The organism is Acidovorax benzenivorans (assembly GCF_028680575.1).
Taxonomy (GTDB): Bacteria; Pseudomonadota; Gammaproteobacteria; order Burkholderiales; family Burkholderiaceae_C; genus Acidovorax; species Acidovorax benzenivorans.
In genome coordinates, this window is sequence record NZ_JAPCKI010000001.1 from 608,024 (window position 1) to 634,271 (window position 26,248).

25 protein-coding genes are annotated in these 26,248 nt (G+C 67.6%); 14 read left to right on the forward strand and 11 right to left on the reverse strand.

The window, feature by feature from the left end:
- Positions 1–19 precede the first annotated feature (19 nt).
- The 7 genes from OIN59_RS02800 (at position 20) to OIN59_RS02830 (ending at position 6,818) form a co-directional block, all read left to right on the forward strand.
- Positions 20–1,219, forward strand: a complete 1,200-nt coding sequence (locus tag OIN59_RS02800; protein WP_274106924.1) for a phosphoglycerate kinase — start codon at positions 20–22, stop codon at positions 1,217–1,219.
- Between the two features lie 216 nt (positions 1,220–1,435).
- Positions 1,436–2,122 carry a hypothetical protein gene (locus OIN59_RS02805; RefSeq protein WP_274106926.1) on the forward strand — a complete coding sequence of 229 codons (687 nt, stop codon included), beginning with the start codon at positions 1,436–1,438 and terminating at the stop codon, positions 2,120–2,122.
- Positions 2,119–2,676, forward strand: coding sequence for a FlgO family outer membrane protein (locus OIN59_RS02810; RefSeq protein WP_274106928.1), 558 nt, complete (start codon positions 2,119–2,121; stop codon positions 2,674–2,676). Before OIN59_RS02805 ends, OIN59_RS02810 begins: the two co-directional genes overlap by 4 nt.
- 185 nt (positions 2,677–2,861) lie before the next feature.
- On the forward strand, positions 2,862–3,686 hold the full coding sequence (gene pyrF / locus OIN59_RS02815; protein ID WP_274106930.1) for an orotidine-5'-phosphate decarboxylase: 825 nt from the start codon (positions 2,862–2,864) through the stop codon (positions 3,684–3,686).
- Between the two features lie 97 nt (positions 3,687–3,783).
- Complete coding sequence (locus OIN59_RS02820; protein WP_274106932.1) at positions 3,784–4,683, forward strand: LysR family transcriptional regulator; 900 nt, start codon at positions 3,784–3,786, stop codon at positions 4,681–4,683.
- Between the two features lie 171 nt (positions 4,684–4,854).
- On the forward strand, positions 4,855–5,829 hold the full coding sequence (locus OIN59_RS02825) for a Bug family tripartite tricarboxylate transporter substrate binding protein (protein WP_274106934.1): 975 nt from the start codon (positions 4,855–4,857) through the stop codon (positions 5,827–5,829).
- Positions 5,826–6,818, forward strand: a complete 993-nt coding sequence (locus tag OIN59_RS02830) for a M14 family metallopeptidase (protein WP_274106936.1) — start codon at positions 5,826–5,828, stop codon at positions 6,816–6,818. The genes OIN59_RS02825 and OIN59_RS02830 overlap by 4 nt, the downstream gene beginning before the upstream one ends.
- Before the next feature lie 72 nt (positions 6,819–6,890).
- On the opposite strand, the gene OIN59_RS02835 is transcribed toward OIN59_RS02830, so the two are convergent.
- Positions 6,891–7,862 carry an EamA family transporter gene (locus tag OIN59_RS02835; RefSeq protein WP_274106938.1) on the reverse strand — a complete coding sequence of 324 codons (972 nt, stop codon included), beginning with the start codon at positions 7,860–7,862 and terminating at the stop codon, positions 6,891–6,893.
- A complete protein-coding gene (locus tag OIN59_RS02840) occupies positions 7,859–8,299 on the reverse strand; it encodes an acyl-CoA thioesterase (protein ID WP_274106940.1) in 441 nt (146 codons plus the stop codon). The genes OIN59_RS02835 and OIN59_RS02840 overlap by 4 nt, the downstream gene beginning before the upstream one ends.
- 279 nt (positions 8,300–8,578) lie before the next feature.
- Between OIN59_RS02840 and OIN59_RS02845 the strand changes: the two genes are divergently transcribed.
- Positions 8,579–10,540, forward strand: coding sequence for a methyl-accepting chemotaxis protein (locus OIN59_RS02845; RefSeq protein ID WP_274106942.1), 1,962 nt, complete (start codon positions 8,579–8,581; stop codon positions 10,538–10,540).
- 78 nt (positions 10,541–10,618) lie between these two features.
- Here OIN59_RS02845 and OIN59_RS02850 read toward each other — a convergent pair whose 3' ends face one another.
- Positions 10,619–10,993: a DUF779 domain-containing protein gene (locus OIN59_RS02850; protein ID WP_274106944.1), complete on the reverse strand. Its 375-nt coding sequence runs from the start codon at positions 10,991–10,993 to the stop codon at positions 10,619–10,621.
- A 181-nt stretch (positions 10,994–11,174) separates the two neighbouring features.
- Positions 11,175–12,698 (reverse strand): acetaldehyde dehydrogenase ExaC, encoded by a 1,524-nt coding sequence (gene exaC / locus OIN59_RS02855; protein ID WP_274106945.1) that lies wholly within the window; start codon positions 12,696–12,698, stop codon positions 11,175–11,177.
- A gap of 312 nt (positions 12,699–13,010) precedes the next feature.
- Between exaC and OIN59_RS02860 the strand changes: the two genes are divergently transcribed.
- Complete coding sequence (locus OIN59_RS02860; RefSeq protein WP_274106946.1) at positions 13,011–14,969, forward strand: sigma-54-dependent Fis family transcriptional regulator; 1,959 nt, start codon at positions 13,011–13,013, stop codon at positions 14,967–14,969.
- Positions 14,970–15,101: 132 nt separating this feature from the next.
- Here the strand turns inward: OIN59_RS02860 and OIN59_RS02865 are convergent, their stop codons facing one another.
- Together OIN59_RS02865 and ompR are read right to left on the reverse strand one after the other, a co-directional pair.
- Positions 15,102–16,478 carry an ATP-binding protein gene (locus OIN59_RS02865; RefSeq protein ID WP_274106947.1) on the reverse strand — a complete coding sequence of 459 codons (1,377 nt, stop codon included), beginning with the start codon at positions 16,476–16,478 and terminating at the stop codon, positions 15,102–15,104.
- Complete coding sequence (ompR, locus tag OIN59_RS02870; RefSeq protein ID WP_274106948.1) at positions 16,475–17,239, reverse strand: osmolarity response regulator transcription factor OmpR; 765 nt, start codon at positions 17,237–17,239, stop codon at positions 16,475–16,477. The genes OIN59_RS02865 and ompR overlap by 4 nt, the downstream gene beginning before the upstream one ends.
- Positions 17,240–17,497: 258 nt before the next feature.
- Between ompR and OIN59_RS02875 the strand changes: the two genes are divergently transcribed.
- Together OIN59_RS02875 and OIN59_RS02880 are read left to right on the forward strand one after the other, a co-directional pair.
- Positions 17,498–17,977 carry a hypothetical protein gene (locus OIN59_RS02875; protein ID WP_274106949.1) on the forward strand — a complete coding sequence of 160 codons (480 nt, stop codon included), beginning with the start codon at positions 17,498–17,500 and terminating at the stop codon, positions 17,975–17,977.
- A 37-nt stretch (positions 17,978–18,014) separates the two neighbouring features.
- A complete protein-coding gene (locus OIN59_RS02880; RefSeq protein ID WP_274106950.1) occupies positions 18,015–18,995 on the forward strand; it encodes an alpha/beta hydrolase in 981 nt (326 codons plus the stop codon).
- 20 nt (positions 18,996–19,015) lie between these two features.
- On the opposite strand, the gene OIN59_RS02885 is transcribed toward OIN59_RS02880, so the two are convergent.
- Complete coding sequence (locus OIN59_RS02885) at positions 19,016–19,942, reverse strand: LysR family transcriptional regulator (RefSeq protein ID WP_274106951.1); 927 nt, start codon at positions 19,940–19,942, stop codon at positions 19,016–19,018.
- Between the two features lie 152 nt (positions 19,943–20,094).
- On the opposite strand from OIN59_RS02885, the gene OIN59_RS02890 reads away from it, so the two are divergent.
- Complete coding sequence (locus OIN59_RS02890; protein WP_274106952.1) at positions 20,095–20,886, forward strand: SDR family oxidoreductase; 792 nt, start codon at positions 20,095–20,097, stop codon at positions 20,884–20,886.
- Positions 20,887–20,901: 15 nt separating this feature from the next.
- Here the strand turns inward: OIN59_RS02890 and OIN59_RS02895 are convergent, their stop codons facing one another.
- Positions 20,902–21,645 carry an SDR family oxidoreductase gene (locus tag OIN59_RS02895; RefSeq protein WP_274107165.1) on the reverse strand — a complete coding sequence of 248 codons (744 nt, stop codon included), beginning with the start codon at positions 21,643–21,645 and terminating at the stop codon, positions 20,902–20,904.
- Positions 21,646–21,927: 282 nt separating this feature from the next.
- On the opposite strand from OIN59_RS02895, the gene OIN59_RS02900 reads away from it, so the two are divergent.
- Positions 21,928–22,824 carry a LysR family transcriptional regulator gene (locus OIN59_RS02900; protein WP_274106953.1) on the forward strand — a complete coding sequence of 299 codons (897 nt, stop codon included), beginning with the start codon at positions 21,928–21,930 and terminating at the stop codon, positions 22,822–22,824.
- Positions 22,825–22,838: 14 nt separating this feature from the next.
- On the opposite strand, the gene OIN59_RS02905 is transcribed toward OIN59_RS02900, so the two are convergent.
- Genes OIN59_RS02905 through OIN59_RS02915 form a run of 3 tightly spaced genes read right to left on the reverse strand, consistent with a single transcriptional unit; the run spans position 22,839 to position 24,781 of the window.
- Positions 22,839–23,366 carry a hypothetical protein gene (locus OIN59_RS02905; RefSeq protein WP_274106954.1) on the reverse strand — a complete coding sequence of 176 codons (528 nt, stop codon included), beginning with the start codon at positions 23,364–23,366 and terminating at the stop codon, positions 22,839–22,841.
- Between the two features lie 37 nt (positions 23,367–23,403).
- Entirely contained in the window at positions 23,404–24,033 is a 630-nt protein-coding gene (locus OIN59_RS02910; RefSeq protein ID WP_274106955.1) for a glutathione S-transferase family protein, read from the reverse strand.
- Between the two features lie 19 nt (positions 24,034–24,052).
- A complete protein-coding gene (locus tag OIN59_RS02915) occupies positions 24,053–24,781 on the reverse strand; it encodes an NIPSNAP family protein (protein WP_274106957.1) in 729 nt (242 codons plus the stop codon).
- Positions 24,782–24,930: 149 nt separating this feature from the next.
- Here OIN59_RS02915 and OIN59_RS02920 point away from each other — a divergent pair, with 149 nt between their 5' ends.
- The gene (locus OIN59_RS02920) at positions 24,931–25,917 is read left to right on the forward strand and encodes a helix-turn-helix transcriptional regulator (protein WP_274106958.1); all 987 of its coding nucleotides are present in this window, start codon (positions 24,931–24,933) and stop codon (positions 25,915–25,917) included.
- Positions 25,918–26,248 lie beyond the last annotated feature (331 nt).

A 26,248-nucleotide genomic window follows, 5' to 3' on the forward strand; every position in this document is an offset into this window, starting at 1 on the left:
CTCCAGGAAACCTTCCCCCATGAACATCCTTCGCTTTTCCGATCTGTGCGCCCAGGGCAAGGCCCGCAACCAGCGCGTCTTCATCCGCGCCGACCTGAACGTGCCGCAAGACGATGCCGGCAACATCACTGAAGACACCCGCATCCGTGCCTCCATTCCCGCGATCCGCATGGCGCTGGACGCTGGTGCCGCCGTCATGGTCACCAGCCACCTGGGCCGCCCGACTGAAGGCGAATTCAAACCCGAAGACTCCCTGGCCCCCGTGGCCCAGCGTATGGCCGAACTGCTGGGCCGTGAAGTGCCGCTGGTCGCCAACTGGGTGGACGGTGTGCAAGTGGCGCCCGGCCAGATCGTGCTGCTGGAAAACTGCCGCCTGAACGTGGGCGAGAAGAAAAACAAAGAGGAGCTGGCACGCAAGATGGCCGCGCTGTGCGACATCTTCGTGAACGACGCGTTTGGCACCGCCCACCGCGCCGAGGGCACGACCTACGGTATCGCCCAGTACGCCCCCATCGCCTGCGCCGGCCCGCTGCTGTCGGCCGAGATCGATGCCCTGACCAAGGCCCTGGCCCATCCTCAGCGCCCGCTGGCGGCCATCGTGGCGGGCTCCAAGGTGTCCACCAAGCTCACCATCCTGCAAAGCCTGGCCGACAAGGTGGACCAGCTCATCGTGGGCGGCGGCATTGCCAATACCTTCATGTTGGCGGCCGGCCTACCCATCGGCAAGAGCCTGGCCGAGCCCGATCTGCTGGACGCCGCCAAGTCCGTGATGGCTGCCATGAAGGCGCGTGGCGCCGAGGTGCCGATTCCTACCGACGTGGTCGTGGCCAAGACCTTTGCCGCCGATGCGCCCGCCACCGTGAAGGCGGCTACCGATGTGGCGGCTGACGACATGATCCTGGACATCGGCCCCGAGACGGCCGCCCGCCTCGCGGCCCAGCTCAAGTCAGCTGGCACCATCGTCTGGAATGGTCCCGTGGGCGTGTTCGAGTTTGCCGCTTTTGAGAACGGTACCAAGCAACTCGCCAAGGCGATTGCCGAATCCTCAGCCTTCAGCATCGCGGGCGGTGGCGACACGCTGGCCGCCATTGCCAAGTACGGCATCGACAAACAGGTGGGTTACATCTCCACCGGTGGCGGCGCTTTCCTGGAAGTGCTGGAAGGCAAAAAGCTGCCCGCTTTCGACATCCTGGAGCAGCGCGCAGCCGCTTCCGTGTAAGCAAATGCAAGGCGGGCCACCGCAAAGGTGGCTCTGCCTGCTTACACGCCTTGCATCGGCACACAACTGTGACCAAAAACAACGAACTGTGTACGCCGGAGCGTAGTTAGCGTAATTTTTTCTTGTTTTTGTTGAGGATACCGCCCAGAATTATTTTTCAATCGTGCGGGTCGCATCTGTTCGGGTCCTCGCAAATTCAGTCCGTAGGAGGGAATCATGTCGTTTTCAAAGGCAATCAGCTTGGCCGTGCTGGCTGGCGCTGTGGCAACTTTGGTGGGGTGCGCACAGAGGGCGCCTATTCCCGTCGCGGAAAATTTTGAGTACACCTCGCAGCCCAAGGTTCGCTCCGCCGGCCATTGGGACCTGGTCTCGCGCGATGTGGTCAACCAGACGCTGAGCACCCTGGACAAGGCTGGTGTGGCCCCCAACACCCCCCTGCATGTGTCCCTGCCTGCCAACGCCACGCAGTTCGAAACCGGCTTCCGCGAGTTCCTGATCACCAAGCTGGTCCAGAACGGCGCCGTGGTGCAGCAGAACCTGGGCCAAGCCCTGGAAGTCTCCTACGGTATCCAGGTGGTGCGCCACAACAGCGACCGCCCGCACTTCATTCCTGGCCAGTTCACCATGCTTGCTGCGGGGCTGTTTGCAGCATACGGCTTGCGTAACCAGCACATCGATGCCCAATTGGCTGCAGGGCTGGGTCTGACGGCTGCCGCCGACTATGCCAACAGCATCAATTCGGGTGGCCCGACCAACACCGAGCTGATTTTGACCACCACCGTCACGCGCGGTGGCCAGTACCTGGCCCGCAAGACAGACGTGTACTACCTGGAAAACGCTGACACCCCGTTGTTCACGCGCCCCTCGTACAAGAACGTCAACATGAAGGTTGTCTCGCAATGAAAACCCCCGCACTTCTTCTGACGGTGCTGGCCGGCGTGGTGCTGGCCGGTTGCGCCAACAACCCCGCCCCGGTGCGCGTCGAGCCCACCTACCAGGAAGCCGCCAGCAGCCAGTTCATTCAGAGCAGCCGCGACGCAGTGACCAAGCTGACCACGGGTTTCGACATGAACTCCCTGGGCGGCGGGCCTGTGCTGGTGGCCACCGTGGTCAACGTCAACGACCTGAGCCGCGCTGCCCCTCTGGGCCGCACGTTGTCTGAGCAATACGCCACCAGCATGGCGGCCAGCGGCTTCAACGTGAAGGAAATCAAGCTGCGTGGTGACGTGTTCGTGCGCGAAGGTCAGGGCGAGCTGCTGCTGTCGCGCGAAATCAAGGACATTGCCCGCAACCACAACGCCTCGCTGGTGCTGGTGGGCACCTACTCTGCGGCCGCCAACTACACCTACGTGAGCCTGAAGCTGGTGCGCACCGAAGACAGCCGCATCGTGCGTGGCTACGACTACGCGCTGCCCAACGACCGCGACGTGCAACGCCTGCTGGCCGTTCCCCGCTGATCTCTCGTTTTCACCAGGGGTTTGCAGCCTCTGTGTGTCCGCAAAAAAGGCCGCTTCGACGGCCTTTTTTGTTGCCTGTTGGCACGTTGCCGGATCGCACGCATGCAGCGCTTCACGTTGCCTCCACCGGTCGATCGCGACCCCGGTAGGGGCACCTTGTGCCCACCCACCTAAAATCACGCCCCATGAACTTCACCGACATGCTGCGCGACGCCACGGCGCAGAACAACTCCCTGCTGTGCGTGGGCCTGGACCCAGAACCCACGCGGTTCCCCGCCGCGATGCAGGGCGACCCGCGCAAGATCTATGACTTTTGCGCGGCCATCGTGGACTCCACTGCTGACCTGGTGTGTGCCTTCAAGCCGCAGATCGCCTACTTTGCTGCGCATGGTGCCGAAGACCAGCTCGAACGCCTGATGCAGCACATGCGTGCCAATGCACCGCAGGTGCCGGTGATCCTGGACGCCAAGCGCGGCGACATCGGCTCCACGGCCGAGCAGTACGCCAAGGAAGCCTTCGAGCGCTACGGCGCCGACGCGGTCACGCTGTCCCCCTTCATGGGGTTTGACTCCATCGAGCCCTACCTCGCTTACCACGGCAAGGGTGCATTTCTGCTCTGCCGCACGTCCAACCCGGGCGGTGACGATCTGCAGACCCAGCGCCTGGCCAGCGTCGAGGGCCAGCCGCTGATGTATGAGCATGTGGCGCGTCTGGCGCAAGGCCCCTGGAACAAGAACGGCCAACTGGGCCTGGTGGTGGGCGCCACCTACCCGCAGGAAATCGAGCGCGTGCGCGCCATTGCGCCCACGCTGCCGCTGCTGATCCCGGGTGTGGGTGCTCAGGGCGGTGACGCCGCCGCCACTGTGCGCGCCGGGCTGCGCAGTGACGGGCCGATCATCGTGAACTCGTCGCGGGCCATTCTTTACGCGTCCAAAGGCGAGGACTTTGCTGCGGCCGCGCGTGCAGAAGCCATGCGCACACGCGGCGTTCTGGAAGCCGCGCGGGGCTGAGCGTCCAATTCAGACCGCAGTGCGTAGCCCTGAGGGGCTGGCACGGCCCCCAGCACCTGCCAAACCCGCCTGACAGCCGCCCCTCCAGGAGCCGACGATGCAGTTGAAATGGCTGGAAGACTTCATCGTGCTGGCGCAGGAGCGCAGCTTCACCCGCGCTGCCGAGCTGCGGCATGTCACCCACCCCGCATTTGGCCGCCGCATCCGCGCGCTGGAGGCCTGGGCCGGCACGCCGCTGGTGGAGCGCGGCAATGGTGGCCCCGTCACCCTGACGCCTGCGGGGCAAAGTTTTTTGGAGACCGCAGGCCATCTGGCCCGCAGCCTCACGCAGTCGCACGAAGAGCTGCAAAGCCTGGCCGGGCGGCAGGCCCGCACCGTGACGCTGGCCACGGGCCGCACGCTGGCGCGCACCGTGGTGGCAGATTGGCTGGTGCGCCTGCAGCCCATCTTGCAAGGCGGCGAGCTGTGCATTCGCACCCGGGCGCTGGCCGACACCGTGGGCATGCTGGAGCGCAACGAGGCTGACTTCTCGCTCGTGTACCACCACCCGGCCCTGGCCATCCGGCTTGATGCGCGCCAGTTCACGCACCTCACGGTGGCTTCCGACCGCCTGGTGCCCGTGTCGCGCGCCACGGCACAAGGCCAGGCGCTGCACCGGTTCGGGCCCGATGCCACGCTGGTGCCCTACCTGGCCTACGCGCCCCAACTGGCCCTGGGGCGGCTGGTAGAAGACCACCTGGCGAACAACCCCCATGCGCCCCGGCTACAGCGCGTGGTGGAGTGCGACTCGGCCGATGCCCATTACGAATACGTGCAAAAAGGCCTGGGCGTTGCCTGGCTGCCCTGGTCCATGGTGTTTGCCGACTGCAAGGCGCAGCGCCTCGCGTTGGCGGGTGACGCCCGCATGGAGGTGCGGTTTGACGTGCGCCTGTACCGCCCCAAGCGCCGCCTGGGGCCGCTGGCCGAGGCGCTGTGGAAGGCCCTGGCGCAGCGCTGATGTGCCTCAGCCCACCGTGGGCGCTCTGCGGGTTTCTCCCTGCCAGGAATCCTGAATCGGCACGACCTGGTGCCGTTTTGGCAACAACGGCCAAGGGCCAGCTTTTCACAATTGAGTCCATACCCCACCCACTCCATCTAGCCACCCCCGTCTTTGCCAAGGAGTTCCGCCATGACCACTGTCCATCCCCTGCGCCGCGTTGCACTGTTGTGCGGCCTGGCCATTCTCGCTGCCCCTGCCATCGCGCAAGACGCCTACCCCAGCAAGCCCATCACCATCGTGGTTGGCTACCCACCGGGCGGCAGCACCGACCTGACCGCACGCACGGTGGCCACCGAGCTGGGCAACAAGCTCGGCGTGCCGGTGGTGATCGAGAACCTGGGCGGTGCGGGTGGCGCCATCGGCGCGCAGAAGGTGGCCAACGCGGCACCGGACGGCTACACCCTGCTGGTCGGTGCCAACAACGAGATCGCCATCAACAAACTCGTGACCAAGAAGGTCAAGTACGACATCAAGGACTTCACCGCCATCGGCCTCATTGCCTCGCAGCCGTTGGTGCTGGTGGCCTCCACCGGGGCGGGCGTCAAGAACATGGCGGAGTTCACGCAGAAGGTGTCCAAGAACCCCGGCAAGTTCAGCTACGGCAGCTCGGGCGTGGGCACGGCACTGCACCTGGCGGGCGAGGCCGTCAAGGAACAAGGCAAGCTGTTCATGACGCACATCCCCTACCGGGGCGTGGCGCCGCTCACCAGCGACCTCATGGGCAACAACCTGGAGTACGGCGTGTTCGTGCTCTCCAGCGGCCTGCCGCACATCAAGAGCGGCAAGGTGATTGCACTGGGCACCACCGAGGCCAAGCGCTCCGCCATCACACCCGACATCCCGGCGCTGGCCGAGTCGCCGCAGTACAAGAACGTGGACATCAGTGTGTGGTTTGCGCTCATGGCGCCTGCCAACCTGCCCAAGCCGGTGACCGACAAGCTCAAGAAGGCACTGGCCGATAGCCTGCAATCGCCGGACTTCCGCAAGAAGATGGAAGCCAGCGGGTCCACCGTGGCCTCGCCCACCGTGAACATCGACCAGTTCCTGACCACGGAAGTGGCCAAGTACAAGAAGATCGTTGAATTCGCCAAGATCGAAGAATGAGCAGCAGCCCCCTCTCTCCCACGTCCGTGCAACCCCTCGTCTTTGCACTGCCCGCACCCGACATCAGCGCCTGGCGCGCGGGCAACACCGGCACCGAAGGCGTGTGGCACTTCGACTCGGGCCAGCCTGGGCGCCACGTGATGATCAGCGCCCTGGTGCATGGCAACGAGCTGTGCGGTGCCTGGGCGCTCAAAGGGCTGCTTGACGCCGGGGTGCGCCCGCAGCAGGGCACGCTCACGCTCGCGTTCTGCAACCTCGACGCCTTCGACCGGTTTGACCCCGGCAACCACGACGCCTCGCGTTTCACCGACGAAGACCTCAACCGCCAGTGGCTGGACGAGCGCATCGATGCAGCCGACACCAACGAGCGCCGCCGCGCCGCCGCGCTGCGCCCGTGGGTGGCGCAAGCCGACTGGCTGCTCGACATCCACTCGATGCACGAGCCCTCGGCGCCGTTGCTGCTCACTGGCATCCAGCCGCGCAACCTGGCACTGGCGCGTGCCATGCGCTCGCCCGAGCACATCGTGGTGGACGCAGGCCACAAGGACGGCGTGCGCATGCGCGACTACGGCCGGTTTGGTGCCCTGGACGACAACGGCACCCGCTCGCTGCTCATCGAATGTGGCTTCCATGGCGACCCGGCGAGCCGCGCCGTGGCGCAGGACCAGTGCGTGCGTTTCATCGAGCAGTCCGGTGCCCTGAGCGCCGAGGCGCTGGCGCAGCAACTGCCCGGCTGGCGCCTGCCCGATGCGCCCCGCCAGTGGGCGCTGGAGGTGACCGGCCCCGTGGTGGCCACCAGCAGCGCCTTCCGGTTCGTGGCGCCCTATACGGGGCTGGAGGTGTTCGAGAAAGCAGGCACGGTGATGGGTGACAACGACGGCGTGCCTGTCACCACCCCCTACGACGACTGCGTGCTGGTCATGCCCTCGGTGCGCCAGGCGCGTGCCGGGGTGACCGTGGTGCGCTTTGCGCGGCGCAGGTTGCTGTAGCCGGTGTTGTGGCCGGTGTTGTGGCCGGTGCTGCGGCTGTTTGCTATCTAATTGATAGCTGTCACGGCATATTCAGTCAGCGCTATCGGCCATTTTGGCTTGTAGTCTGGGCCCCAGCACCACGCAGGCCAGTGCCGCCACCACCAGCGCAATGCCCGCCCACTGCCAGGGGGCTACCCCTTCGTCCAGCAGCAGCCAGCCCGCCGTCAGCCCCACCACAGGCACCGCCAGGCTGAACGGCGCCACGCGGTTGGCGGGGTAGCGCTGCAGCAGGTTGGTCCACAGCGCATAGCCGACGATGGTGGCGGCCCAGCCCAGGTAGGCCACGGCGGCCCACGACAGCAGCGGCACGCTGGCCAGGGTCTGCCACTGCAGCCACCGCGCGGCGTCGGGGTCGAACACGGCCGACAGCGCCATGAACGGCAGCACGGGCACCAGGCTGCTCCAGATCACGAACGCCAGCGGGTCGAACCCCGGGCTGTGTTGCTGCGCCAGCCGCGCCACGATGTTGGACGACGCCCACATGGCGGCACCACACAGCGTCAGCAGCAGGCCGACCAGCGTGGTGGCCGCCGCCACGCCCACACCGGCCCCAGGGCCCACGTAGTTCATCGCAAAACACACCAGCCCCAGCGCGGCCAGCCCCATGCCCACGCGCAAGGGCAAACCCGGCCGCTCGCGCAACAGCGCAAAACCAAACAGCGCCGTGAAGAACACCTGCGTCTGCAGCAGCACGCTGGCCAGCCCGGCCGTCATGCCCACCTTGAGGCCCATGAACAAAAAGCCGAACTGCCCCACGCCCTGGAACAGCCCAAACAGCAGCACCCAGCGCCAGTGCATGCGCGGCGGGCGTACCAGCAGCACCAGTGGCAGGGCGGCACACAGGTAGCGGGCAGCGCCCAGCTGAAACGGGCTGAAGCTGCGCAGCCCCCACTTCATGGCGACAAAGTTCACGCCCCACAGGACCACCACCACCAGCGCGGCGAGCAGGTCGCGCGCACGCAGGGGCCCAGCCGACGGCGCTGTCTGCGCTGCGGCAGTCATTGCGCCGCGCGTGCCGCGTCGATGTGTGCCTTGACGCGCTGGGCCAGCGCAATGTCGCCCGGAGTCTCGGGGCTCCATTTGTCCACGGTGCGCGGCTGGTCGTTCGCATCCACGGCGGCGTACACCGCCACGCAGTGCATCACGTCCTCCAGCGGCGCGCCGTGCACGGCGCCACTGCGCACCTCCACCGCCAGGCACATGCTGGTGTCGGTGGTGTAGGCCAGGCGCGCATGCACCTCGACCATATTGCCCGGCCGGATGCCGCGCACAAAGTGGGCGCCGCCCACAAACTCGGTCACGCAGTCCCCCTGGGCCCAGGCGCTGGCGCAGGCAAAACCTGCCTCGTCCACCCAGCGCAGCACCGTGCCACCGGGCACGCGGCCTGCCTGGGGCAGGGTGGCCTGGTACGCCAGGAAACGCAGGGTCGTCGAGTGCATACCAGGGGCTCCAAAGGATGGGGAAGCGTTCATTATTCTCCAGCGCCCCGGCGGCCGCAGCGTCCGAGCGCCAATGGGCCCTCCCCCTGTGCCCGGCCATGGACCGCAGGGCGAAGCTCTGTCAGACTTGACCTGGGTCAAAACCATGCCGGAAACACACCCCTATATTGAGAACCATTCCGCATTGCCCGAAGAAGGGCTACCTTCCAGTCGGCGGTGCCGACACCCGCCCCTGGGGCCTATTCCATTGCGCAGGCCGTGTTGCCTGCGCCCATTGCCATGTCATTGCTTCACCGGTTGAACCTGCTCGAAAAATTCCTCATCCTGGGGACCATCGGGCTCCTGATGAGCGCCTTGCCCACCTACCTGGTGGTGCGCGACTCCCTCCACGCCATCGACCACGCGCGCCTGGAGGCCCAGGGCGTGGCCCCCGCCCAGGCACTCACGCTCCTGGTGCAACACATGCAGGTGCACCGGGGGCTGTCGGTGGGCATGCTGGGCGGCGATGAGTCCCTGGCTGCGCGGCGCCCCGCCGCGCGCGATGCGGTCAACGCGGCGCTGGACGATGTGAGCGCCCGCTTTGCCGCCGCCAAGGTGCCCGCCCCGCAGATGGCGGCGTGGACCCAGGCGCAGCAGACCTGGCGCGCGCTGGAGCAGGCCGTGGCCGCACGCAGCATCGAGCAGGCGCAGAGCACCGCGCAGCACACCCAGCTCATCGCGGCGCTGCTGCAGCTCAATGAGGCCCTGGTGCACGCCTATGGCCTGCAGATCGACCCCGAGGCAGACACCCACGCGCTGGTGCAGGCCTCGCTGGCGCAGGCGCCCATGCTGGGCGAAAAGCTGGGCATGCTGCGCGCCCAAGGCGCCAGTGCACTGGGCAAGCACGAGCTCACGCCCCAGGGCAAGGGCCAACTGCTGGTGCTGCAACAGCGCGTGGCCGAACTGCAGGCAGATACCTTCCGGGGCCTGGACCGCGCCTTGCAGGCCAACACCGAACTGCAACGCACGCTGGGCAGCAGTGCGCAGGCGGTGCAGGGGCAGATCCAGCAGTCGCTGCAGATGGTCGAGCGTGACGTGATCAACGCCACCGAGCTGCAGCTGCCTTCCAAGGACTACTTCGACGGGTTCACCCGCACCATCGAAGCGCTGAACGCGCTCAACAAACTCTCCATGGTCAGCCTGGACCAGGCCCTGCAGGCCCGCGTGGCTGCATTGCAGCGGAGCCTGCTGTGGGTGGCGCTGGCCTTGGTCGCCACGCTGTCGGCCACCAGTGCGATGGCGCTGGTGTTCGTGCGCTCCATGACCGGGCCGCTGTCGCAGGCCGTAGCGCTGTCGCGCGCCGTGGCACAGGGCGACCTGAGCGGTGCCCCTATTGCCCATGGCACCAACGAGGTGGGCCAGCTGCTGCAGGCGCTGCAGCAGATGCGCGTGCAACTCACGCAGGTGGTGCGCAACGTGCGCGGCGGGTCGGAGAGCGTGGCCACCGCCAGCGTGCAGATCGCGCAGGGCAACATCGACCTGTCGGCCCGCACCGAGAGTCAGGCCAGCGCGCTAGAGCAAACCGCCGCGTCGATGGAGCAGCTCAACGCCACCGTGCGCCAGAACGCCGACAGTGCCCAGCAGGCCAGCCAGCTGGCCGCCAGCGCCAGCACCGTGGCTGTGCAGGGCGGCGAGGTGGTGGCGCAGGTGGTGGACACCATGCATGGCATCAACACCTCGTCGCAGAAGATCTCCGACATCATCGGCGTGATCGATTCCATCGCGTTCCAGACCAACATCCTCGCGCTCAACGCCGCTGTGGAAGCGGCCCGTGCGGGCGAGCAGGGCCGGGGCTTTGCCGTGGTGGCCAGCGAGGTGCGCAGCCTGGCCGGGCGCAGCGCCGAGGCCGCGCGCGAGATCAAGACGCTCATCAGCGCCAGCGTGGAGCGCGTGGCCCAGGGCAGCGCCCTGGTGGACCGCGCAGGTGCCACGATGAGCGAGGTGGTGGGCGCCATCCGCCGCGTGACCGACATCGTGGGCGAGATCAGCGCCGCCAGCCACGAGCAATCCCTGGGCGTGGCCCAGGTGGGCGAGGCCGTGACGCAGATGGACCAGGTCACCCAGCAGAACGCCGCCTTGGTCGAAGAGATGGCCGCCGCCGCCAGCAGCCTCAAGAGCCAGGCCGAAGACCTGGTGCAAGTGGTGTCGGTGTTCCGCCTGGGCGATGAGCGCAGTCACAACGGAATGCTATCAATTAAATAGCATTTGGCGCTTATGAATAAAGCGCTACAAGCCATTTTTGCTTGAAAATGCCCCACCGTTCCTGGTGGGGCGTTGCCATCAGCCCAGAGGGCGCTCCATACCCAGCGCGGCCAGCTCCGCATCGGTGAAGACGCGAGAACGGGTGTGGAAGGCCTTGCCCTCGGGTCCCTCCAGCGAGAAGGTGCCGCCCGTGCCCTCGATCACGTCAATGATGAGCTGCGTGTGTTTCCAGGTCTCGTACTGCGCGCGCCCGATGTAGAACGGGCAGCCGCCGATGTCCCCCAAGTACACGTCGCCCGCACCCATGGTGATCTCACCCGGCAGGTAGCAGTTGGCCGCGCTGTTGTCGCAGCAGCCGCCCGATTGGTGGAACATCAGATCGGGCCCGTGTTTGGCTTGCAGAAAGGCCACCAGCTCCAGCGCGGCGGGGGTGGCGATGACTTTGTCTACCATGGGTGTCTCCAGCGTGCGATGCAAAAAACGCGGCAAGTTGGAACAACGAGCCGCGTCAGCAGAAACGTTTCCAGCGGTCCACAAACCGTCCCTGGCTAGGCGTCTTCGTCGCAGACAGTAGCAACGCTACGGCAAGACGAAGCAACAACGCCAGGGGCGGTTTTTGGACCGCTACCCAAGATCAGAAGAAGCCGAGCTTGTTTTCGCTATAGCTGACCAGCAGGTTTTTCGTCTGCTGGTAATGGTCCAGCATCATCTTGTGCGTTTCGCGCCCGATGCCCGACTCCTTGTAGCCGCCAAACGCTGCGTGCGCCGGGTAGGCGTGGTAGCAGTTGGTCCACACCCGCCCGGCCTTGATGGCGCGGCCCATGCGGTAGGCCACGTTGCCGTTGCGGCTCCATACGCCTGCGCCCAGACCGTACAGCGTGTCATTGGCAATGGCCAGGGCTTCGGCCTCGTCCTTGAAGGTGGTCACGGCCAGCACGGGGCCGAAGATTTCTTCTTGGAAGATGCGCATCTTGTTGTGGCCCTTGAACAGCGTGGGCTGCACGTAGTAGCCGCCTTCCAAGTCACCGCCCAGGTGCGCCTGGCCACCACCGGCCAACACCTCGGCGCCTTCTTGCTTGCCCAGGTCCAGATAGCTCAGGATCTTGGTGAGCTGCTCTTTGCTGGCCTGTGCGCCCATCATGCTGTCGGTATCCAGCGGGTTCTGGTGCTTGATGGCGGCCACGCGCTTCAAGACACGTTCCATGAACTTGTCGTAGATCGATTCTTGGATGATGGCGCGCGATGGGCAGGTGCAGACCTCGCCCTGGTTGAAGGCAAACAGCACCAGACCTTCGATCGCCTTGTCCAGGAAGGCATCGTCCTTGTCCATCACATCGGCAAAGAAGATGTTGGGGCTCTTGCCGCCCAGCTCCAGCGTGGCAGGGATCAGGTTGTTAGCGGCGGCCTGCGCAATCACGCGGCCCGTGCTGGTAGAGCCGGTGAACGCGATCTTGGCGATGCGCTTGGATGTCGCCAGCGGCATGCCCGCCTCGCGGCCGTAGCCGTTGACGATGTTCAGCACGCCGGGTGGCAGCAGGTCGGCAATCAGCTCGGCCAGGATCAGGATGGAGATGGGGGTGGACTCTGCGGGCTTGAGCACCACGCAGTTGCCTGCGCCCAGCGCGGGGGCCAGCTTCCAGGCCGCCATCAGGATCGGGAAGTTCCACGGAATGATCTGGCCCACCACGCCCAGCGGTTCCTGGATGTGGTACGCCACGGTGTTCTCGTCGATGTTCGACAGCGCGCCCTCTTGCGCCCGCACGCAGCCCGCAAAGTAGCGGAAGTGGTCGACGGTGAGCGGGATGTCGGCATTCAGCGTCTCGCGGATGGCCTTGCCGTTGTCCACCGTCTCGGCGTAGGCCAGCAGCTCCAGGTTCTGCTCAATGCGGTCGGCAATTTTGAGCAGGATGTTGCCGCGTGTGGCGGCGTCGGTCTTGCCCCAGGCGTCGGCAGCGGCGTGTGCGGCATCCAGCGCCAGTTCGATGTCTTCGGCGGTGGAGCGGGCGGCCTGGGTGTAGACCTTGCCGTTGACCGGCGAGATCACATCAAAGTATTGACCCTTGACCGGGGGCACGAATTTGCCGCCGATGAAGTTGTTGTACTGGGGCTTGTAGGCGATCTTGGCGCCAGCGGCGCCGGGGGCTGCGTAAACGGTCATGGTGTTGTCTCCTGCGATGGTTGTGTGCATCGGGCGGGCCCCAGGGGCCTGTCCGATACCAACCCCCTACTCAAAACGCATGCCAGCAGGCCGAGGCACTCGGAGTGTTGATTTCATTGGACTTTTGGGATTGCCCAGGTGGTGCACCTGTCGCAGCGGGCCCCGCCGCGCTGTGCCGTGCCGCGACACCTGTCACGAAATGGAACAGTTGGCGCAGACCTTGCGCCCGCGCCCTTGCCCCCAGCGTTGCCGACCGCCATACTCGTCCCAAACCCACAAGCAGGCCGTCCTGAGCCTGCACGGAGACAAAGCGTGCGCCCCAACACTTCTCCCGTCGCCCTGCGACAGGCCCGCCAGCACCTGCTGGACTCTGGCCAGTGCCCCAGCGGCCTGGTGGACGAGCGCCTGTCGCGCTCCTGGTCGCGCAGCATGGCGGCTGGCCTGGTTCCCACCGGGCGGCCCCAGGCCATCGATCACCCCAGCAGCGGCACGCTGCGCCATGTGCTGGCTAGCAACCCCGAGCTGCTCGCACATTCGCGCCCCGTGATGGAGTACCTGTTCGAGCAGGTGCGCCACAGCCAAAGTGTGGTGGTGCTGGCCGACCGGCGCGGCATGCTCATGCACACGCTGGGCGACCCCTACTTTGTGGACAAGGCCGAGCGCGTGGCGCTGACCAGTGGTGCATCGTGGCACGAGGCCCATCGGGGCACCAACGCCATCGGCACGGCCCTGGCCGAGGCCTGCGCGGTGGAGGTGCATGGCGGCGAGCATTTTCTGGAGCGCAACAGCTTTCTCACCTGCGCGGCCTCGCCCATCCTGTCGGCCACCGGCGAGTTGCTGGGCATCCTCGACATCTCGGGCGACTACCGCAACGGCCACGCCCACACGCTGGGCCTGGTCAGTACCGCAGCACGCATGATCGAAAACCGCCTGCTGGCCGCCACCTGCAAACGCAACATCCGCCTGCACCTGCACAGCGCGCCCGAGGGCATTGGCAGCGTGGCCGAGGGCATCGTGGCGGTGTCTGCCGACGGCTGGATCGTGGGCGCCAACCGCGTGGGCCTGGCGCAGCTGGGCCTGCACGCGGGCGACGTGGGCGCCACCTTGCTGGAGCGTGTGCTGGATGTGCGGCTGGACGACCTGCTCTCGCACCACAAGCGCCGTCCCCAGCAGCCGCAGGCGTTGCGCACACCCCAAGGCAGCCTGCTGTTTGCCCAGGTGCAGATGGATGCCGCCGCGTGGGTCACCCCGTCGCAGCCCGCCACGGCGGCCCGCGTTGCACCCGCGCAGGACGCACTGGCGCTGCTGGACACCGGCGACGCCCGCTGGCGCGCGGCCGCCGACAAGGCCCGCCGCGTGGTGGGCAAGCCGATTGCGGTGCTGGTGCAAGGCGAATCGGGTGTGGGCAAGGAGGTGTTCGCACGTGCCCTGCACGCCAGCGGCCCGCGCTGCGACGCGCCCTTTGTGGCCATCAACTGCGCGGCCATCCCCGAGCACCTCATTGAATCCGAACTGTTCGGCCATGTGGCTGGCGCCTTCACCGGCGCACGCAAAGAGGGCCACCTGGGCCGCCTGCGCGAGGCCCACGGCGGCACGCTGTTCCTCGACGAAATTGGCGACATGCCGCTGGCCCTGCAAACCCGCCTGCTGCGCGTGCTGCAAGAGCGCAGCGTAACGCCCGTGGGCGCCAGCAAGGCCGTGCCGGTAGACTTTGCACTGGTCTGCGCCACGCACAACCAGCTCATGCAGGCCGCAGAGCAGGGGCGCTTTCGGCAGGACCTGTACTACCGTATCAACGGCCTCACGGTGCAGCTGCCCGCGCTGCGCGAGCGCAGCGACTTTGTGGCGCTGCTGCAGCGCCTGCTGGCCGACCTGGCCACAGAACAGGGCCTGGGTTTTGACGTGCTGGTGGCCCCCGACCTGCTGGCCCGCCTGGCCGCCTACCCCTGGCCCGGCAACCTGCGCCAGCTGGCCAACGTGCTGCGCACGGCCTGCGCCATGCTGGCCGAGGGCGAAGACACCTTGGGCTGGGAACACATGCCCGACGACCTGGTGCAGGCGCTCACGGTGGCGCCCACCAGCCCGCGCAGCGAAGCCGCAGCGGGCCCTGGCGCGGAGGGGCTGCCCGCCAGCCTGAGCCTGCAGCAACTGTCCCACGCCGCCATCGACCAGGCGCTGCAAGCCGCGCGCGGCAACATGTCGCAGGCGGCGCGCCAGCTGGGCATCAGCCGCCAGACGCTGTACCGCAAGCTGAAGATGCCCGCGCCCTGACGGCGGAGGGCTTGCTGCTGTCAATAAAATTTGCTATGCATTTGAGAGCTGATGGCGCATATGCCACTTGCGCTGACGGCACTTTTGCTCCAATTGCACTGACAAGCAATGCTCAGGGCCCGGTCCACGCCATCAGACACCTTCACCCAGCGGCAGCACCAGTCGCGCCCGCAGCCCAGCGCCCGGCGCGCTGTGCAGCTCCAACCGACCGCCGTGGCTGCGCGCCACGCGCTCCACGATGGCCAGGCCCAGGCCTGCGCCCGGTGCGCCGGTGCGCGCCTGGCCGCCCCCGCGTGCAAAGGGCTGGCGCATGCGGTCGATCTCGTCGGCGGTGATGCCGGGGCCCTGGTCCTGCACCTCCAGCCACACGCTGTCTGCATCGACCCCCGTGCGCAGCAGCACGGGCGGCGTGCCGTGGCGCCAGGCGTTTTCCACCAGGTTGTCCAGCGCGCGGCGCAGGGCCTGGGGGCGCACGGGTGCCTCGGGCAAAGCGCCCAGCTCCAGTCGTACCGTGCGGCCGTGGTCGGCCTGCGCCTCGGCCACGGCCTGGGCCAGGTCGTTGAGCGATGCGTTGGTGGGCGCCTCGGCCTCGCCGCTGCGCGCGAACTGAAGGAACTGGCCCACGATGGCGTCCATCTCGTCGATGCTGCGCGCCATGCTCGCGGCCAGGGGGGGGGCCACCTGCGGCCCGGCAATCTCCACGCCCAGGCGCAGCTTGGTCAGCGGTGTGCGCAGGTCGTGCGACACACCGGCCAGCATCAACGTGCGTTCCTGGTCGGCAGCGGCCAGGCTCTGCGCCATGTGGTTGAAGCTGCGGCCCACCGTGGCAATTTCTTCGGGGCCGTCTTCGGGCAGCGGCGCAGGGGGCTGGCCATCCGCCAGCTGCCGGGCCGCTGTTACCACCTGGGCCAGCGGGCGGTTGATGTGGCGCTGCAGCCACCAGGCCCCCAGCAGCGCCAGCAGCATGCTGGCCAGCGTGGCGGCCAGCCAGGCGCCGGTGAACTCGCGCGTGGGGAACACGCTGGGCAGGTTGAGCCAATAGGTCTCCGCTCCCTCCGGGCCTGGGTGCACCACACGCAGGGCCAGCACGCCGGTACTGTCGCGGCGCCATACGGGTTGCGGGGTGTGTGTTGCCGTTTCGTCTGCACCCAGGCGGCGCGACACTGCCTGCACGAACTGCCGCTCCATGGGCGACAGCAGCGCACGCCGCGCGGCGCTCTCCGCTGCCACGGGCGGAGCCGACCGCATGGCCTGCTGGTTGAACGCATCGACAAACGCGGCCCGCTGTGCGGGGGGCAGCGCCTGAAGCCCTGCGCGCAGTGCGGCCACATTGCGCGCCACGCCATCGGCCACCTGCGCCACGCGGGGTTTGAGGATCATCTGCCGCACCAACACAGCCGCCACCAGTTGCCCCAGCACGATGAGCGCGGCCATCAGCAGCAGGTTGCGGCCCAGCAGGCTGCGCGGCCACCAGCCCTGGGTGCTGTGGGGCGTGGTGGGGGCCGTCATGGCTTGCTGCCCCCGCTCGGCGCTGCGCCGTCGGGCACAAACACATAACCCACGCCCCACACGGTGCGGATGTGGCGCGGCTGAGCGGGGTCGGCCTCGATGAGTTTGCGCAGGCGCATCACCTGCACGTCAATGCTGCGGTCTGTGGCGGTGTGGTCGGGGCCATAGGCCAGTGCGATGAGCCGGTCGCGCCCCAGGGGCCGGTGCGGCTGTTGCGCCAGCGCCTGCAGCAGCGCGAATTCGCCCGTGGTCAGGGGCACATCTTGCGCACCTTGGCCGTCGTTGCTGTCGTTGCGCTCCAGCCGGCGCTCGTCCAGCCACAGCGTGAACGCGCCAAACGTTATGCGCCCGCCCGCCTGGCGCGGCCCGGCGTGGGCGCCCAGCAGGCGCTGGCGGCGCACCATGGCCTGGATGCGCGCCAGTAGCTCGCGCGGGTTGAAGGGCTTGGGCAGGTAGTCGTCGGCGCCCATCTCCAGGCCCACGATACGGTCCACCGGGTCGCCGCGCGCGGTGAGCATCAGGATGGGAATGGTCTCGCCCTGCGCACGCAGGCGGCGGCAAATGGCCAGGCCGTCCTCGCCCGGCATCATCACGTCGAGCACCAGCACGTCAAAGCGCTCGCGCTGCAGCAGCACGTCAAGCGGGCCTGCGCCATCGACCGTGCGCACGGTGTAGCCCTGGTCGCTCAGGTAGCGCTGCAGCAGCGCGCGCAGGTCGGGCTCGTCATCGGCGACCAGGATCTTGGCCAGGGCTTCCGTCATGGGGCAGTGGGGGTGGATGGCAGCGGGGGGGGATGCAGCCAAGGCTGCGTGCCAATGGTAGGGCCGAAAACGCGGTGCGCCCCGGGCGCCCACCCATCTGGGGCATGACAAGGCATGACACGCCCCGGTGGTTTTGTCATGCTTTGTCATACATGGCGCTGCGGGCGCCACAACTGGCTCACACCTGGCGGCCACAGTTCAGAGCAGTGCAGCACCCTGCTGCTCTGACCCCTTTTCATGTTCAAGGAGTTGACCGCCATGTTCCATTCTGTTCACCGCCCTCAGGCCCTTGCGACCCCGCGCGCTGCGCTGCTGATGGCCGTTGCCGTGGCGGTGCCGTTGCTTTTCACATCCGCTGACGCCAACGCCCGCACCCGCCGCGTGGTGGAGCACGGCGCCGATGGCAGCACTACCGCCCGCACCGGCGCGGCCGTGGTGGGCCCCCACGGTACTGCCGCCGTGCGCCAGGGCCAGAGCACCCGCAACGCTGATGGCACGGCCAGCCACCGCAGCGCCATCGCCGCTCAGGGTGACCGGGGCACCTTGCAAAGCTCGGGCACCGCCACGCGCAGCGCCGATGGCAGCGTGACACAAAACCGCACCACCACAGCCACCAGCGCGGCCACCGGCAACAGCGTGCAGACCAGCAGCTCGTACAACGCAGACACCGGCCGCACCCGCAGCGCCAGCTGCTTTGACGCCAGCGGCGCCCTGATGGCCTGCCCTGCGCGGCCCTGATTCATCACCTTCCATTCATTGAGCCAGGAGATCGCGCATGTCCCGTCCTTCAATCCCACACTTCGCATTGGCCCCCCTGCGCACAGGCTTGGGCGCGGCGCTGTGTGCGCTGGCCGCCGTGTTGACCACGCCAGCCCACGCCCAACTGCGGGGTCTGGGGCCTTTCGCCCAGTTGCGCGACACCGCTGCCGCCCTGCCCGCTGGCGTGCAGCGCATGGCCGATGTGCCCTATGGCGCGGACCCGCTGCAGCGCATGGATGTCTACCTGCAGGCCGCAGGCAGCACCGCCAGCAGCGCCGCCGTGGCCAGCGGCACCCGCGCGCCGGTGATCTTCATGGTGCATGGGGGCGCCTGGCGCACGGGCGACAAAGCCATGTCCCGTGTGGTGCAGGAAAAGGTGGCACGCTGGGTGCCCAAGGGCTTTGTGTTCATCTCGGTGAACTACCGCCTGTACCCGGCGGTGAACGTGCTACAGGAGGCGCAGGACGTGGCCACCGCGCTGGCCGCTGCGCAAAGCCGTGCTGCCAGCTGGGGCGGCGATGCGTCGCGGTTCATCCTCATGGGGCACTCGGCGGGTGCGCACCTGGTGTCGCTCATCAATGCCTCGCCCACCCTGGCCCAGCGCGAGGGGGCCTGGCCGTGGCTCGGCACCGTGTCGCTGGACAGCGCGGCGCTCAATGTGCCTGCCGTGATGACCGCACCGCACTATCCGTTTTACGACGAGGTGATGGGCAGCAACCCGGTGTTCTGGACGGCTGTGTCGCCCTACCACGCGCTGTCGGGGCCGGTGCCGCCGTTCCAGTTCGTCTGCTCCACCGAGCGCCCCGACCACCCTTGCCTGCAGGCCCAGGGCATGGCCCGCCGCGTGCGCGACCTGGGTGGGCGTGCCGAGGTGCTGCCGCAGGAGTTGACCCATGGCGAGATCAATGCCCAGCTGGGCCTGGAGAGCGCCTACACACGGGCCGTGGAGGCCTTCATGGCCTCGCTGGACGCCGTGGTGGCGCAGCGGCTGAAATAGCGGCGCCCCGGCGGAGCTTGTCAGTCCCCTCGCACCCGTTGTGCAAAGCCGCGCGCGCTGAACTGCTCCAGCACAAAGTCCACAAACACCCGGGTGCGTGCGGGCAGCAGCTTTTTGCTGGGGTAGTACAGCGAGGTCGGGCCTGCGTCGGCCCACCAGCCGGGCAGCACGCGCACCAGGTCGCCGCGCGCCAGCCAGGGGTGCGCAAACGGCATGGGCAGCACGGCCAGGCCCAGGCCCATCAGCGCGGCCTGGCACATGGCCTCGGGGTCATCGAACACGACGCGTGTGCGCATCTCCACCGGCGCTGCGTCGCCCGCCTTGTTGCGCAGCGTGGTGACGTTGATGCGCCCCGTGCGGATGTTGCGCCGTGCAATGCCATCCCACTGCGCCAGGTCTGCCGGGTGGCGCGGCGCCTTCTTGTGACCCTGCAGTAGCGTCGGGGCAGCCACCACCACCAGGTGGATGGGGCCCAGCGTGCGCGCCACCATGTCGGGGTTCAGGTTCAGGCCACCGCCAATGCCGGCGTCAAAGCCCTCGCCGATGAGGTCCACCTGCCGGTTCTCAAAGCGCCAGTCGGGCTGGATGGCTGGGTAGCGCTGCAAAAAGTCGGTGAGCAGCGGCACCAGGTACGCACGGCCAAAGGCCTGCCCCATGCTGACCTTGAGCGTGCCCGCAGGCTGTTGCTCGGCCTCGGCCGCGTGGTCCACGGCATCGGCCAGGGCGCTGAGCGCCGGGCCCACTTGCGCCAGCAGCCGCTGCCCGCCTTCGGTCAGCGTAAGGCGCCGCGTGCTGCGCTGGAACAGCCGCACGCCCAGGTTGGCCTCCAGCCGTGCCACGTTTTTGCTCACGGCGGCGGGCGTCAGGCCCATGAGCCGCGCGGCGGCCGAGAAGCTGCCGGACTCGGCAGATTTGACGAAGGATTCGAGGTGGCTCAGGGGCTGCATGGTGGGTCTCGCTTGGTTTTCTATTTTCAACCATGGGTTGAAATAAATGTGGCTGATTCATGGCTACCGCCCATGCAATGGTTTGCCGACACTGCAGATGTTCGCAGTGTCTACCCCATCCTTTTTCATCCACTGGTTTTCTGGAGAACACCATGACTCACACCTCCGTGTCTTCTTCGTCCCCCTCATCCACCGCTGGCGTCCTGGCTGGCAAAGTGGCGTTTGTCACCGGCGGTTCGCGCGGCATTGGCGCGGCCATCGTGCGGCGCCTGGCGCGCGATGGCGCTGCGGTAGCCTTTACCTACAGCAGCTCCGAAGCGCCGGCCCAGTCCGTTGCAGCGGCTGTCGAAGCCGCCGGTGGGCGTGCGCTGGCTTTGCGGGCCGACAGCACCGATGCCGCCGCCCTCACCCAGGCCATCGACACAGCCGCCAGCACGCTGGGCCGCATCGACATTCTGGTCAACAGCGCGGGTGTGGCGGTGGCGGGCGAGATCGACAGCTTCTCGCTGGCGGACTTCGACCACACGGTGAACGTCAACGTGCGCGCCGTGTTCGTCGCCACGCAAGCCGCCGTGCGCCACATGGGCCAGGGCGGCGCGTACGGCCGCGTCATCACCATCGGCAGTACCAACTCCGACCGCGTGCCATGGGCCGGCTTCAGCGTGTACGGCATGAGCAAGGCCGCCATCGTGGGGCTGACCAAGGGTCTGGCGCGCGACCTGGGCCCGCGCGGCATCACCGTGAACAACGTGCAGCCCGGCCCGGTCGATACCGACATGAACCCGGCCGACGGCCCCATGGCCAGCAACATGCACGGCCTGATGGCGCTGGACCGCCACGCGCACCCGGACGAGATCGCCGGCATGGTGGCCTACCTGGCCGGGCCCGAGTCGGGCATGGTGACGGGGGCCAGCCTGCTGATCGATGGCGGCTTTGCGGCCTGAGAAGACGCGGCCCGGTCACACCATCCCGCCATTGGCTCGCAGGGTTTGCCCGTTGATCCAGGCACCGTCTGGCCCCGCCAGAAACGCCACGGCGCTGGCGATGTCCTGTGGCGTGCCCAGGCGCTGCAGCGGGTTGGCCTGGGCCAGGCGATCGATGAGTTCGGGCGTCTTGCCGTCCAGGAACAGCTCTGTGGCCGTGGGTCCGGGCGCGATGGCGTTGACGGTGATGTTGCGTCCGCGCAGTTCCTTCGCCAGGATCAGCGTCATGGTCTCAACCGCGCTCTTGGTGGCGGCATAGACCGCGTAGCCTGGCAGCGCAGTGCCCACCAAGCTGGTCGAGAAGTTGATGATGCGACCGCCCGGTTGCAACCGGTGCACGGCCTCGCGCAGGGTGTGGAAGCTGCCTTTGAGGTTGATGGCGACCAGCCGGTCAAAGGTGGCGTCGTCCGTGTCGGCCAAATGAGGCGTGGTGGAGGGCATGACACCCGCGTTGTTCACCAGCACGTCGATGCGGCCAAAGGCTTGCACCGCGCTGTCGAACAGCCGCCGTACGGCCTGGCTGTCGGCCACGTCGGCCTGCACCGCCACGGCGTGCCCGCCTTCGGCTGCAATGGACTGGACCACGGCCTGCGCGTCAGCGGCGCGCCCGGCGTAGTTGACGACCACGCGCAGCCCGTCGCGTGCCAGGCGGTGGGCAATGGCGGCGCCAATGCCGCGCGATGCGCCGGTGACGATGGCAACCCTGGCGCTTGAGGACATCGTGGTGGCGGTGGCGGTGGATGGCGAAGGGGTGGCAGTGCTGTGGGTGGTGGGCATGGCAAATCTCCTGGAAAAGGTGATGGGCCCAGGGCCCGCTGCGGGTGCGGGCTCTGGCGTGTTTTCAGGCCGTGGGGCCATAGCGGCATTGTTCTGTTGTTGTTTGTCTGGATAAATACATAAAATTGCCTTCACTATTCATCCAGTAATAACAATGGTCCTTGCGATGGCCGCCATGTCCGGTGGCGCTCCGCAGTGGGTCACAGGGCAAAGGAGGCCTTGCCCATGGACCGGTTCCAATCCATGCAGCTGTTCACCCGCATCGTCGAGCTGGGCAGCTTCACGCGTGCGGCCGAAGACCTGCAGCTGCCGCGCGCCAGCGTCACGCTGGCCGTGCAGGACCTGGAAAAACGCCTGGGCACGCGCCTGCTGCAGCGCACCACGCGTCACGTCAGCACCACGCCTGATGGGCAGGCGTATTACGACCGCTGCCAGCGCCTGTTGGCTGACCTGGAGGAGACCGAGTCCGCCTTCGGCAGCGCCATGCTCAATCCCCGAGGCAAGCTGCGCGTGGACCTGCAGGGCACGCTCGCCCGGCACTTTGTGCTGCCGCGCATCGGCGAGTTCTGTGAGCGCTACCCCGATGTGGAACTGGAAATTGGCCTGGGGGACCGTTTGGTGGATCTGGTGCGCGAAGGCGTGGACTGCGTGCTGCGTGGTGGCGAGCTGAGTGATTCCACCATGGTGGCGCGGCGCGTGGCAGTGCTGCAGCAGGTGACCTGCGCCAGCCGCGAGTATCTGCGGCGCAACGGCACGCCCACCACCGTGGACGCGCTGCGTGGGCACCGCGCCGTCAACTTCCTGTCGCAGCGCACGGGCAAGCCGCTGCCGTTCGACTTCATCGTGGAGGGCGTGGCGCGCAGCGTGCAGCTCAAGGGCCTGGTGGCCGTGAGCGATGCCGATGCGTACCACGCCTGCTGCGCTGCGCATCTGGGGCTCATCCAGGTGCCGCGCTATCACATCGCGCCCCGGTTGGCCGATGGCAGCCTGTGCGAGGTGTTGGCCGATTGCCGCCCCGCGCCCATGCCCGTATCGGTGCTGTACCCACACAGCCGCCAGCTCTCGCCGCGCGTGCGCGTGTTTGTGGACTGGCTGGCCCAGGTAATGCAGGACGCCCGCTGACGCCCGCACGCCCGCTACACGGGCCGCGCGAACTCCATCACCCAGTTCACCTCCCAGGTGACCCCGCCGTCTGCCGAAAACGCCTGCTGCCAGCGTGGCGCGGCGGTGTGCATGCCGGACCACTCAAACCGCACGCGCACCGGGAGGCCCTCGAATAGCTCCTCGCCTTCAAACAGGCCCACGCCGCCCTGAAAGCCGCCCACCACGGGCGGCAGCAGCATGCCGGTGGCAGGGTCCACGCCGCCGGTGGCGTTGTCCAGCCAGTAGATGCTCCAGCGCTGTGACGCGGGGCTGAACACGCGCAGCGACATGCCCACAAAGCCGGGCTTCCAGGTGGCGGGGAGAAAGTCGTCGTAGTTGCCAATGCCGCCAGGCAGCGGGCGCGCGGTGCCGGTGGCGTCAAAGCTCTCCCAGTCGGTGCAGCCCGCCAGGCGCTGCACCAGGCGGGTGTTGCGGATGCGCCAGGGGCCCATCAGGAAGTCGAAATCGTGTGCGGCGTGGGGGCCGATGGCCGGGGTTGTACCGGTGGCGGTGTCTTGCATGGTGTTCGGTGATGGGGATGGTGGTGGTGAGAGGTTCTCAGGCCGATGCCATGGCCTCGTTGGGATGAACCCAGCCGGGCAGTGCGCGCAGTGAGTTCAGCCAGCGCGCCACGTGGGGGAAGTCTTCGGCGGCGAGGCCCGCCTCGGGCAGCCAGAAGAGATATGCCGAGCAGGCGAGGTCTGCGATGGTGGGGCCGGAGGGAACCAGGAACTCCGAGCTTGCAAATGCTTCGTTCAACGTGGCCAGGTCTGCCATGGCACGTTCGCGCAGGTAGGCCAGAACCTCGGCGGGCTGTGGCGCCCACCGCAGCGCAAAGCGCAGGTTGGGCACGCTGAAGCCGATGCGGTTGGTCTCCCAGAAAAGCCATTCCAGGATGGCGCTCTGCTCCGAGGGCGCGCCGCAGAAGGCGCTGGTGCGTTGCGCCAGATGGACCAGGATGGCGTCGGATTGGCAATAGGCGGTGCCGTCATCGACAAGCACCGGCACTTCGCCGAATTGGCTGGCGGCCACGAAGTCTGCCGGGCGTTGGGCCCGGGGCGTATCCAGCGCGATAGGCTGGTAGCGGTGCGGGGTTTCCGTCAGCAAAAGCAGCGACCGAACCTTGTACGAATGGCCGGAACCTGCGCTGCCATACAGCAGCAGGGAGGGGTATGGGGTTGTCGGCATGGAGTGTCTTGCGCTCTGGTCAGGCATGCAGCGCGGAGCGCGCCGTGGGCTGCAGCCGGTGGGTCTCGGGTGCGCGGGCCAGCCAGTGCGCGAGTGCCGGGGCTACCTCCCGCGCCCAGGCACCACTGTCGGCAAAAGCCTGCAGCGCTGCCGCATCGCCAAACAGCGCCAGCCCCAGCAGCACATGCTCGCCGGTGCGCACGGGCAGGCGGGGAAAGGTGTTGGCGCTGGCTTCGGTGCAGTACCACGCCGTGGCGTGCGCGCCGCCACGCTGCAGCGTGGGCGCCATGCGGTGGCGGCAAAAGTCCAGCAGCGCCGGGGTGGCGGGCTCATGCAGATAGAAGACGGTGGCATCCAGCACACCTCCAACGGTGTCTGTGGCGCCGGGTTCTGGCCGCGCGTGATGCGGCAGTGCGGACGCCGCACCGGGCCACGCAGGGCGCAGCAGCAGCACGTTGTCGGAATCGATCATCGTGGCGTTGGCTGCATGGTGGTGTGCGGCCCACACGGGCCCGCCGTAGAAGGCTTCGAGCGCGCGGCGGCGCGAGTCCATGTCGGCAAAGCCGCGCAGCCAGACGAACAGATCGGGCTGGTCCAGGTCTCGGAACTGGCCCAGCACGCGCATGCCGTGCGCTTCCTGGGGCTCGATGAACTCGCTGTCGAACAGGTCGATGAGCACGTCGCGCTGCTGCGGGTGCAGGGTGTACTGGCGCAGTTCGACGATGGGGCTGAGGTCAGTGGCGGGCATGCGGGCTCCTGAAAAGGTGTGATGGCAACAAGGCAAAGACAAGCCCGCAGTGTGTGCGGCTATACCTGCCAACCCATGGCAGGTATTTGCGCTATCTTTCGCTTTCTGCCCCTTCTGTCCATCTCTTTCCCCCACCTTTGCCAGATCCCATGCGCGCCAGCCGCTTGTTGTCCCTCCAGATGCTGCTGGAAACGCGCGGCCGCATGAGTGCGCAGGCGCTGGCCGAGGCGCTGGAGGTGTCGGTGCGCACGCTTTACCGCGACGTGGACCAGCTCAGCGCGGCCGGTGTGCCCATCTATGCCGAGCGGGGGCGCAACGGCGGCTTTGCGTTGCTGCCGGGCTGGAAGACCACGCTCACGGGCCTCACGCCGTCGGAGGCGCAGGCCGTGTTCCTCAGCGGCCTGCCGGGCCCTGCGCAGGACCTGGGCCTGGGCAGCGACGTGGAGGGCGCGCGCCTGAAGCTGCTGGCCGCGCTGCCCGCCGCCTGGCGTGAGGACGCGCAGCGCGTGAGTGCCCGCCTGCACCTGGACCCGGTGGACTGGTACCGCGAGAGCGACCCCACGCCACACCTGACCACGGTGGCCGCAGCGGTGTGGAGCGGCCACCAGATCGCGATGCGTTACGCCAGCTGGACGGACACCGTGGAGCGCACCGTGAGCCCGTTGGGCCTGGTACTGAAGGCGGGCGTGTGGTACCTGGTGGCCCTGCCCACGGGCGCGGACGAGCGCGGGCCACGCACCTACCGGGTCTCGAACATCCTGGCGGCCGCCGTGCTGGGCAAGTCGGCCAGGCGCCCCGCGCGCTTTGACCTGCCCGCCTATTGGGCCGCGTCGATCCTGCGTTTTGAGTCGGGCCTGTACACGGGTGAGGCCGCGCTGCTGGCCACGCCCGCTGGCCTGCGGGGCCTGCGTGCCCTGAGCAGCGCCGTGGCGCGCGCAGTGGCCGCCGCGCCACCGTCCCGCCGCAAGGATGGCCGCACAGCCGTGACGATTCCCATCGAGTCGGTGGAGCATGCCTGCGGGCAGCTGATGCGGCTGTCGCCCCAGGTGGAAGTGCTGCGGCCCGTGGCATTGCGCCGCGCACTGGTGGAGCGGGTGCAGGCCACGGCGCGGCTGTATGGGCTGCTTGGGGGATGAGGGTGTGTGAGTTTTGCTATTAAATAAATAGCTGCATCGGCATGATGGATAAGCGCTACCGGCCCATAACGTCATAAACGCCCGTTCCAAGTCTTTTTGGGGCCGCACAAGTACCTTGCGTCCCTTCCCCTGGCCGGGCGCTCGCAAAGACCGCTGCGCGACCCCTGGGAGATCGTCAACAGGCTCCTGGACTTGGCCCAGCGCGTGCGCGGGGGCTCAGAACCTGTTCAAAGTCTTTTTGGAGTTGCACAAGCGCCTTGCCGGGCGCCCGGCTAGGGGATGGGCTGCTAGGCGCAGCGCGCGCCCAATAGCCCGTGCTATTGGCAAGCGT

Bases quoted from the DNA above. Each gene is read 5' to 3' on its own strand.
- OIN59_RS02845 (WP_274106942.1), top strand. From the start codon at position 8,579: ATGTCATTGCTTCACCGGTTGAACCTGCTCGAAAAATTCCTCATCCTG.
- OIN59_RS02865 (WP_274106947.1), bottom strand. From the start codon at position 16,478: ATGACGGCCCCCACCACGCCCCACAGCACCCAGGGCTGGTGGCCGCGC.
- OIN59_RS02825 (WP_274106934.1), top strand. From the start codon at position 4,855: ATGACCACTGTCCATCCCCTGCGCCGCGTTGCACTGTTGTGCGGCCTG.
- OIN59_RS02895 (WP_274107165.1), bottom strand. From the start codon at position 21,645: ATGTCCTCAAGCGCCAGGGTTGCCATCGTCACCGGCGCATCGCGCGGC.
- OIN59_RS02875 (WP_274106949.1), top strand. From the start codon at position 17,498: ATGTTCCATTCTGTTCACCGCCCTCAGGCCCTTGCGACCCCGCGCGCT.
- OIN59_RS02905 (WP_274106954.1), bottom strand. From the start codon at position 23,366: ATGCAAGACACCGCCACCGGTACAACCCCGGCCATCGGCCCCCACGCC.
- OIN59_RS02840 (WP_274106940.1), bottom strand. From the start codon at position 8,299: ATGCACTCGACGACCCTGCGTTTCCTGGCGTACCAGGCCACCCTGCCC.
- OIN59_RS02830 (WP_274106936.1), top strand. From the start codon at position 5,826: ATGAGCAGCAGCCCCCTCTCTCCCACGTCCGTGCAACCCCTCGTCTTT.
- OIN59_RS02805 (WP_274106926.1), top strand. From the start codon at position 1,436: ATGTCGTTTTCAAAGGCAATCAGCTTGGCCGTGCTGGCTGGCGCTGTG.
- OIN59_RS02890 (WP_274106952.1), top strand. From the start codon at position 20,095: ATGACTCACACCTCCGTGTCTTCTTCGTCCCCCTCATCCACCGCTGGC.
- OIN59_RS02880 (WP_274106950.1), top strand. From the start codon at position 18,015: ATGTCCCGTCCTTCAATCCCACACTTCGCATTGGCCCCCCTGCGCACA.
- OIN59_RS02885 (WP_274106951.1), bottom strand. From the start codon at position 19,942: ATGCAGCCCCTGAGCCACCTCGAATCCTTCGTCAAATCTGCCGAGTCC.
- ompR (WP_274106948.1), bottom strand. From the start codon at position 17,239: ATGACGGAAGCCCTGGCCAAGATCCTGGTCGCCGATGACGAGCCCGAC.
- OIN59_RS02800 (WP_274106924.1), top strand. From the start codon at position 20: ATGAACATCCTTCGCTTTTCCGATCTGTGCGCCCAGGGCAAGGCCCGC.
- OIN59_RS02915 (WP_274106957.1), bottom strand. From the start codon at position 24,781: ATGCCCGCCACTGACCTCAGCCCCATCGTCGAACTGCGCCAGTACACC.
- exaC (WP_274106945.1), bottom strand. From the start codon at position 12,698: ATGACCGTTTACGCAGCCCCCGGCGCCGCTGGCGCCAAGATCGCCTAC.
- pyrF (WP_274106930.1), top strand. From the start codon at position 2,862: ATGAACTTCACCGACATGCTGCGCGACGCCACGGCGCAGAACAACTCC.
- OIN59_RS02920 (WP_274106958.1), top strand. From the start codon at position 24,931: ATGCGCGCCAGCCGCTTGTTGTCCCTCCAGATGCTGCTGGAAACGCGC.
- OIN59_RS02820 (WP_274106932.1), top strand. From the start codon at position 3,784: ATGCAGTTGAAATGGCTGGAAGACTTCATCGTGCTGGCGCAGGAGCGC.
- OIN59_RS02850 (WP_274106944.1), bottom strand. From the start codon at position 10,993: ATGGTAGACAAAGTCATCGCCACCCCCGCCGCGCTGGAGCTGGTGGCC.
- OIN59_RS02835 (WP_274106938.1), bottom strand. From the start codon at position 7,862: ATGACTGCCGCAGCGCAGACAGCGCCGTCGGCTGGGCCCCTGCGTGCG.
- OIN59_RS02910 (WP_274106955.1), bottom strand. From the start codon at position 24,033: ATGCCGACAACCCCATACCCCTCCCTGCTGCTGTATGGCAGCGCAGGT.
- OIN59_RS02810 (WP_274106928.1), top strand. From the start codon at position 2,119: ATGAAAACCCCCGCACTTCTTCTGACGGTGCTGGCCGGCGTGGTGCTG.
- OIN59_RS02900 (WP_274106953.1), top strand. From the start codon at position 21,928: ATGGACCGGTTCCAATCCATGCAGCTGTTCACCCGCATCGTCGAGCTG.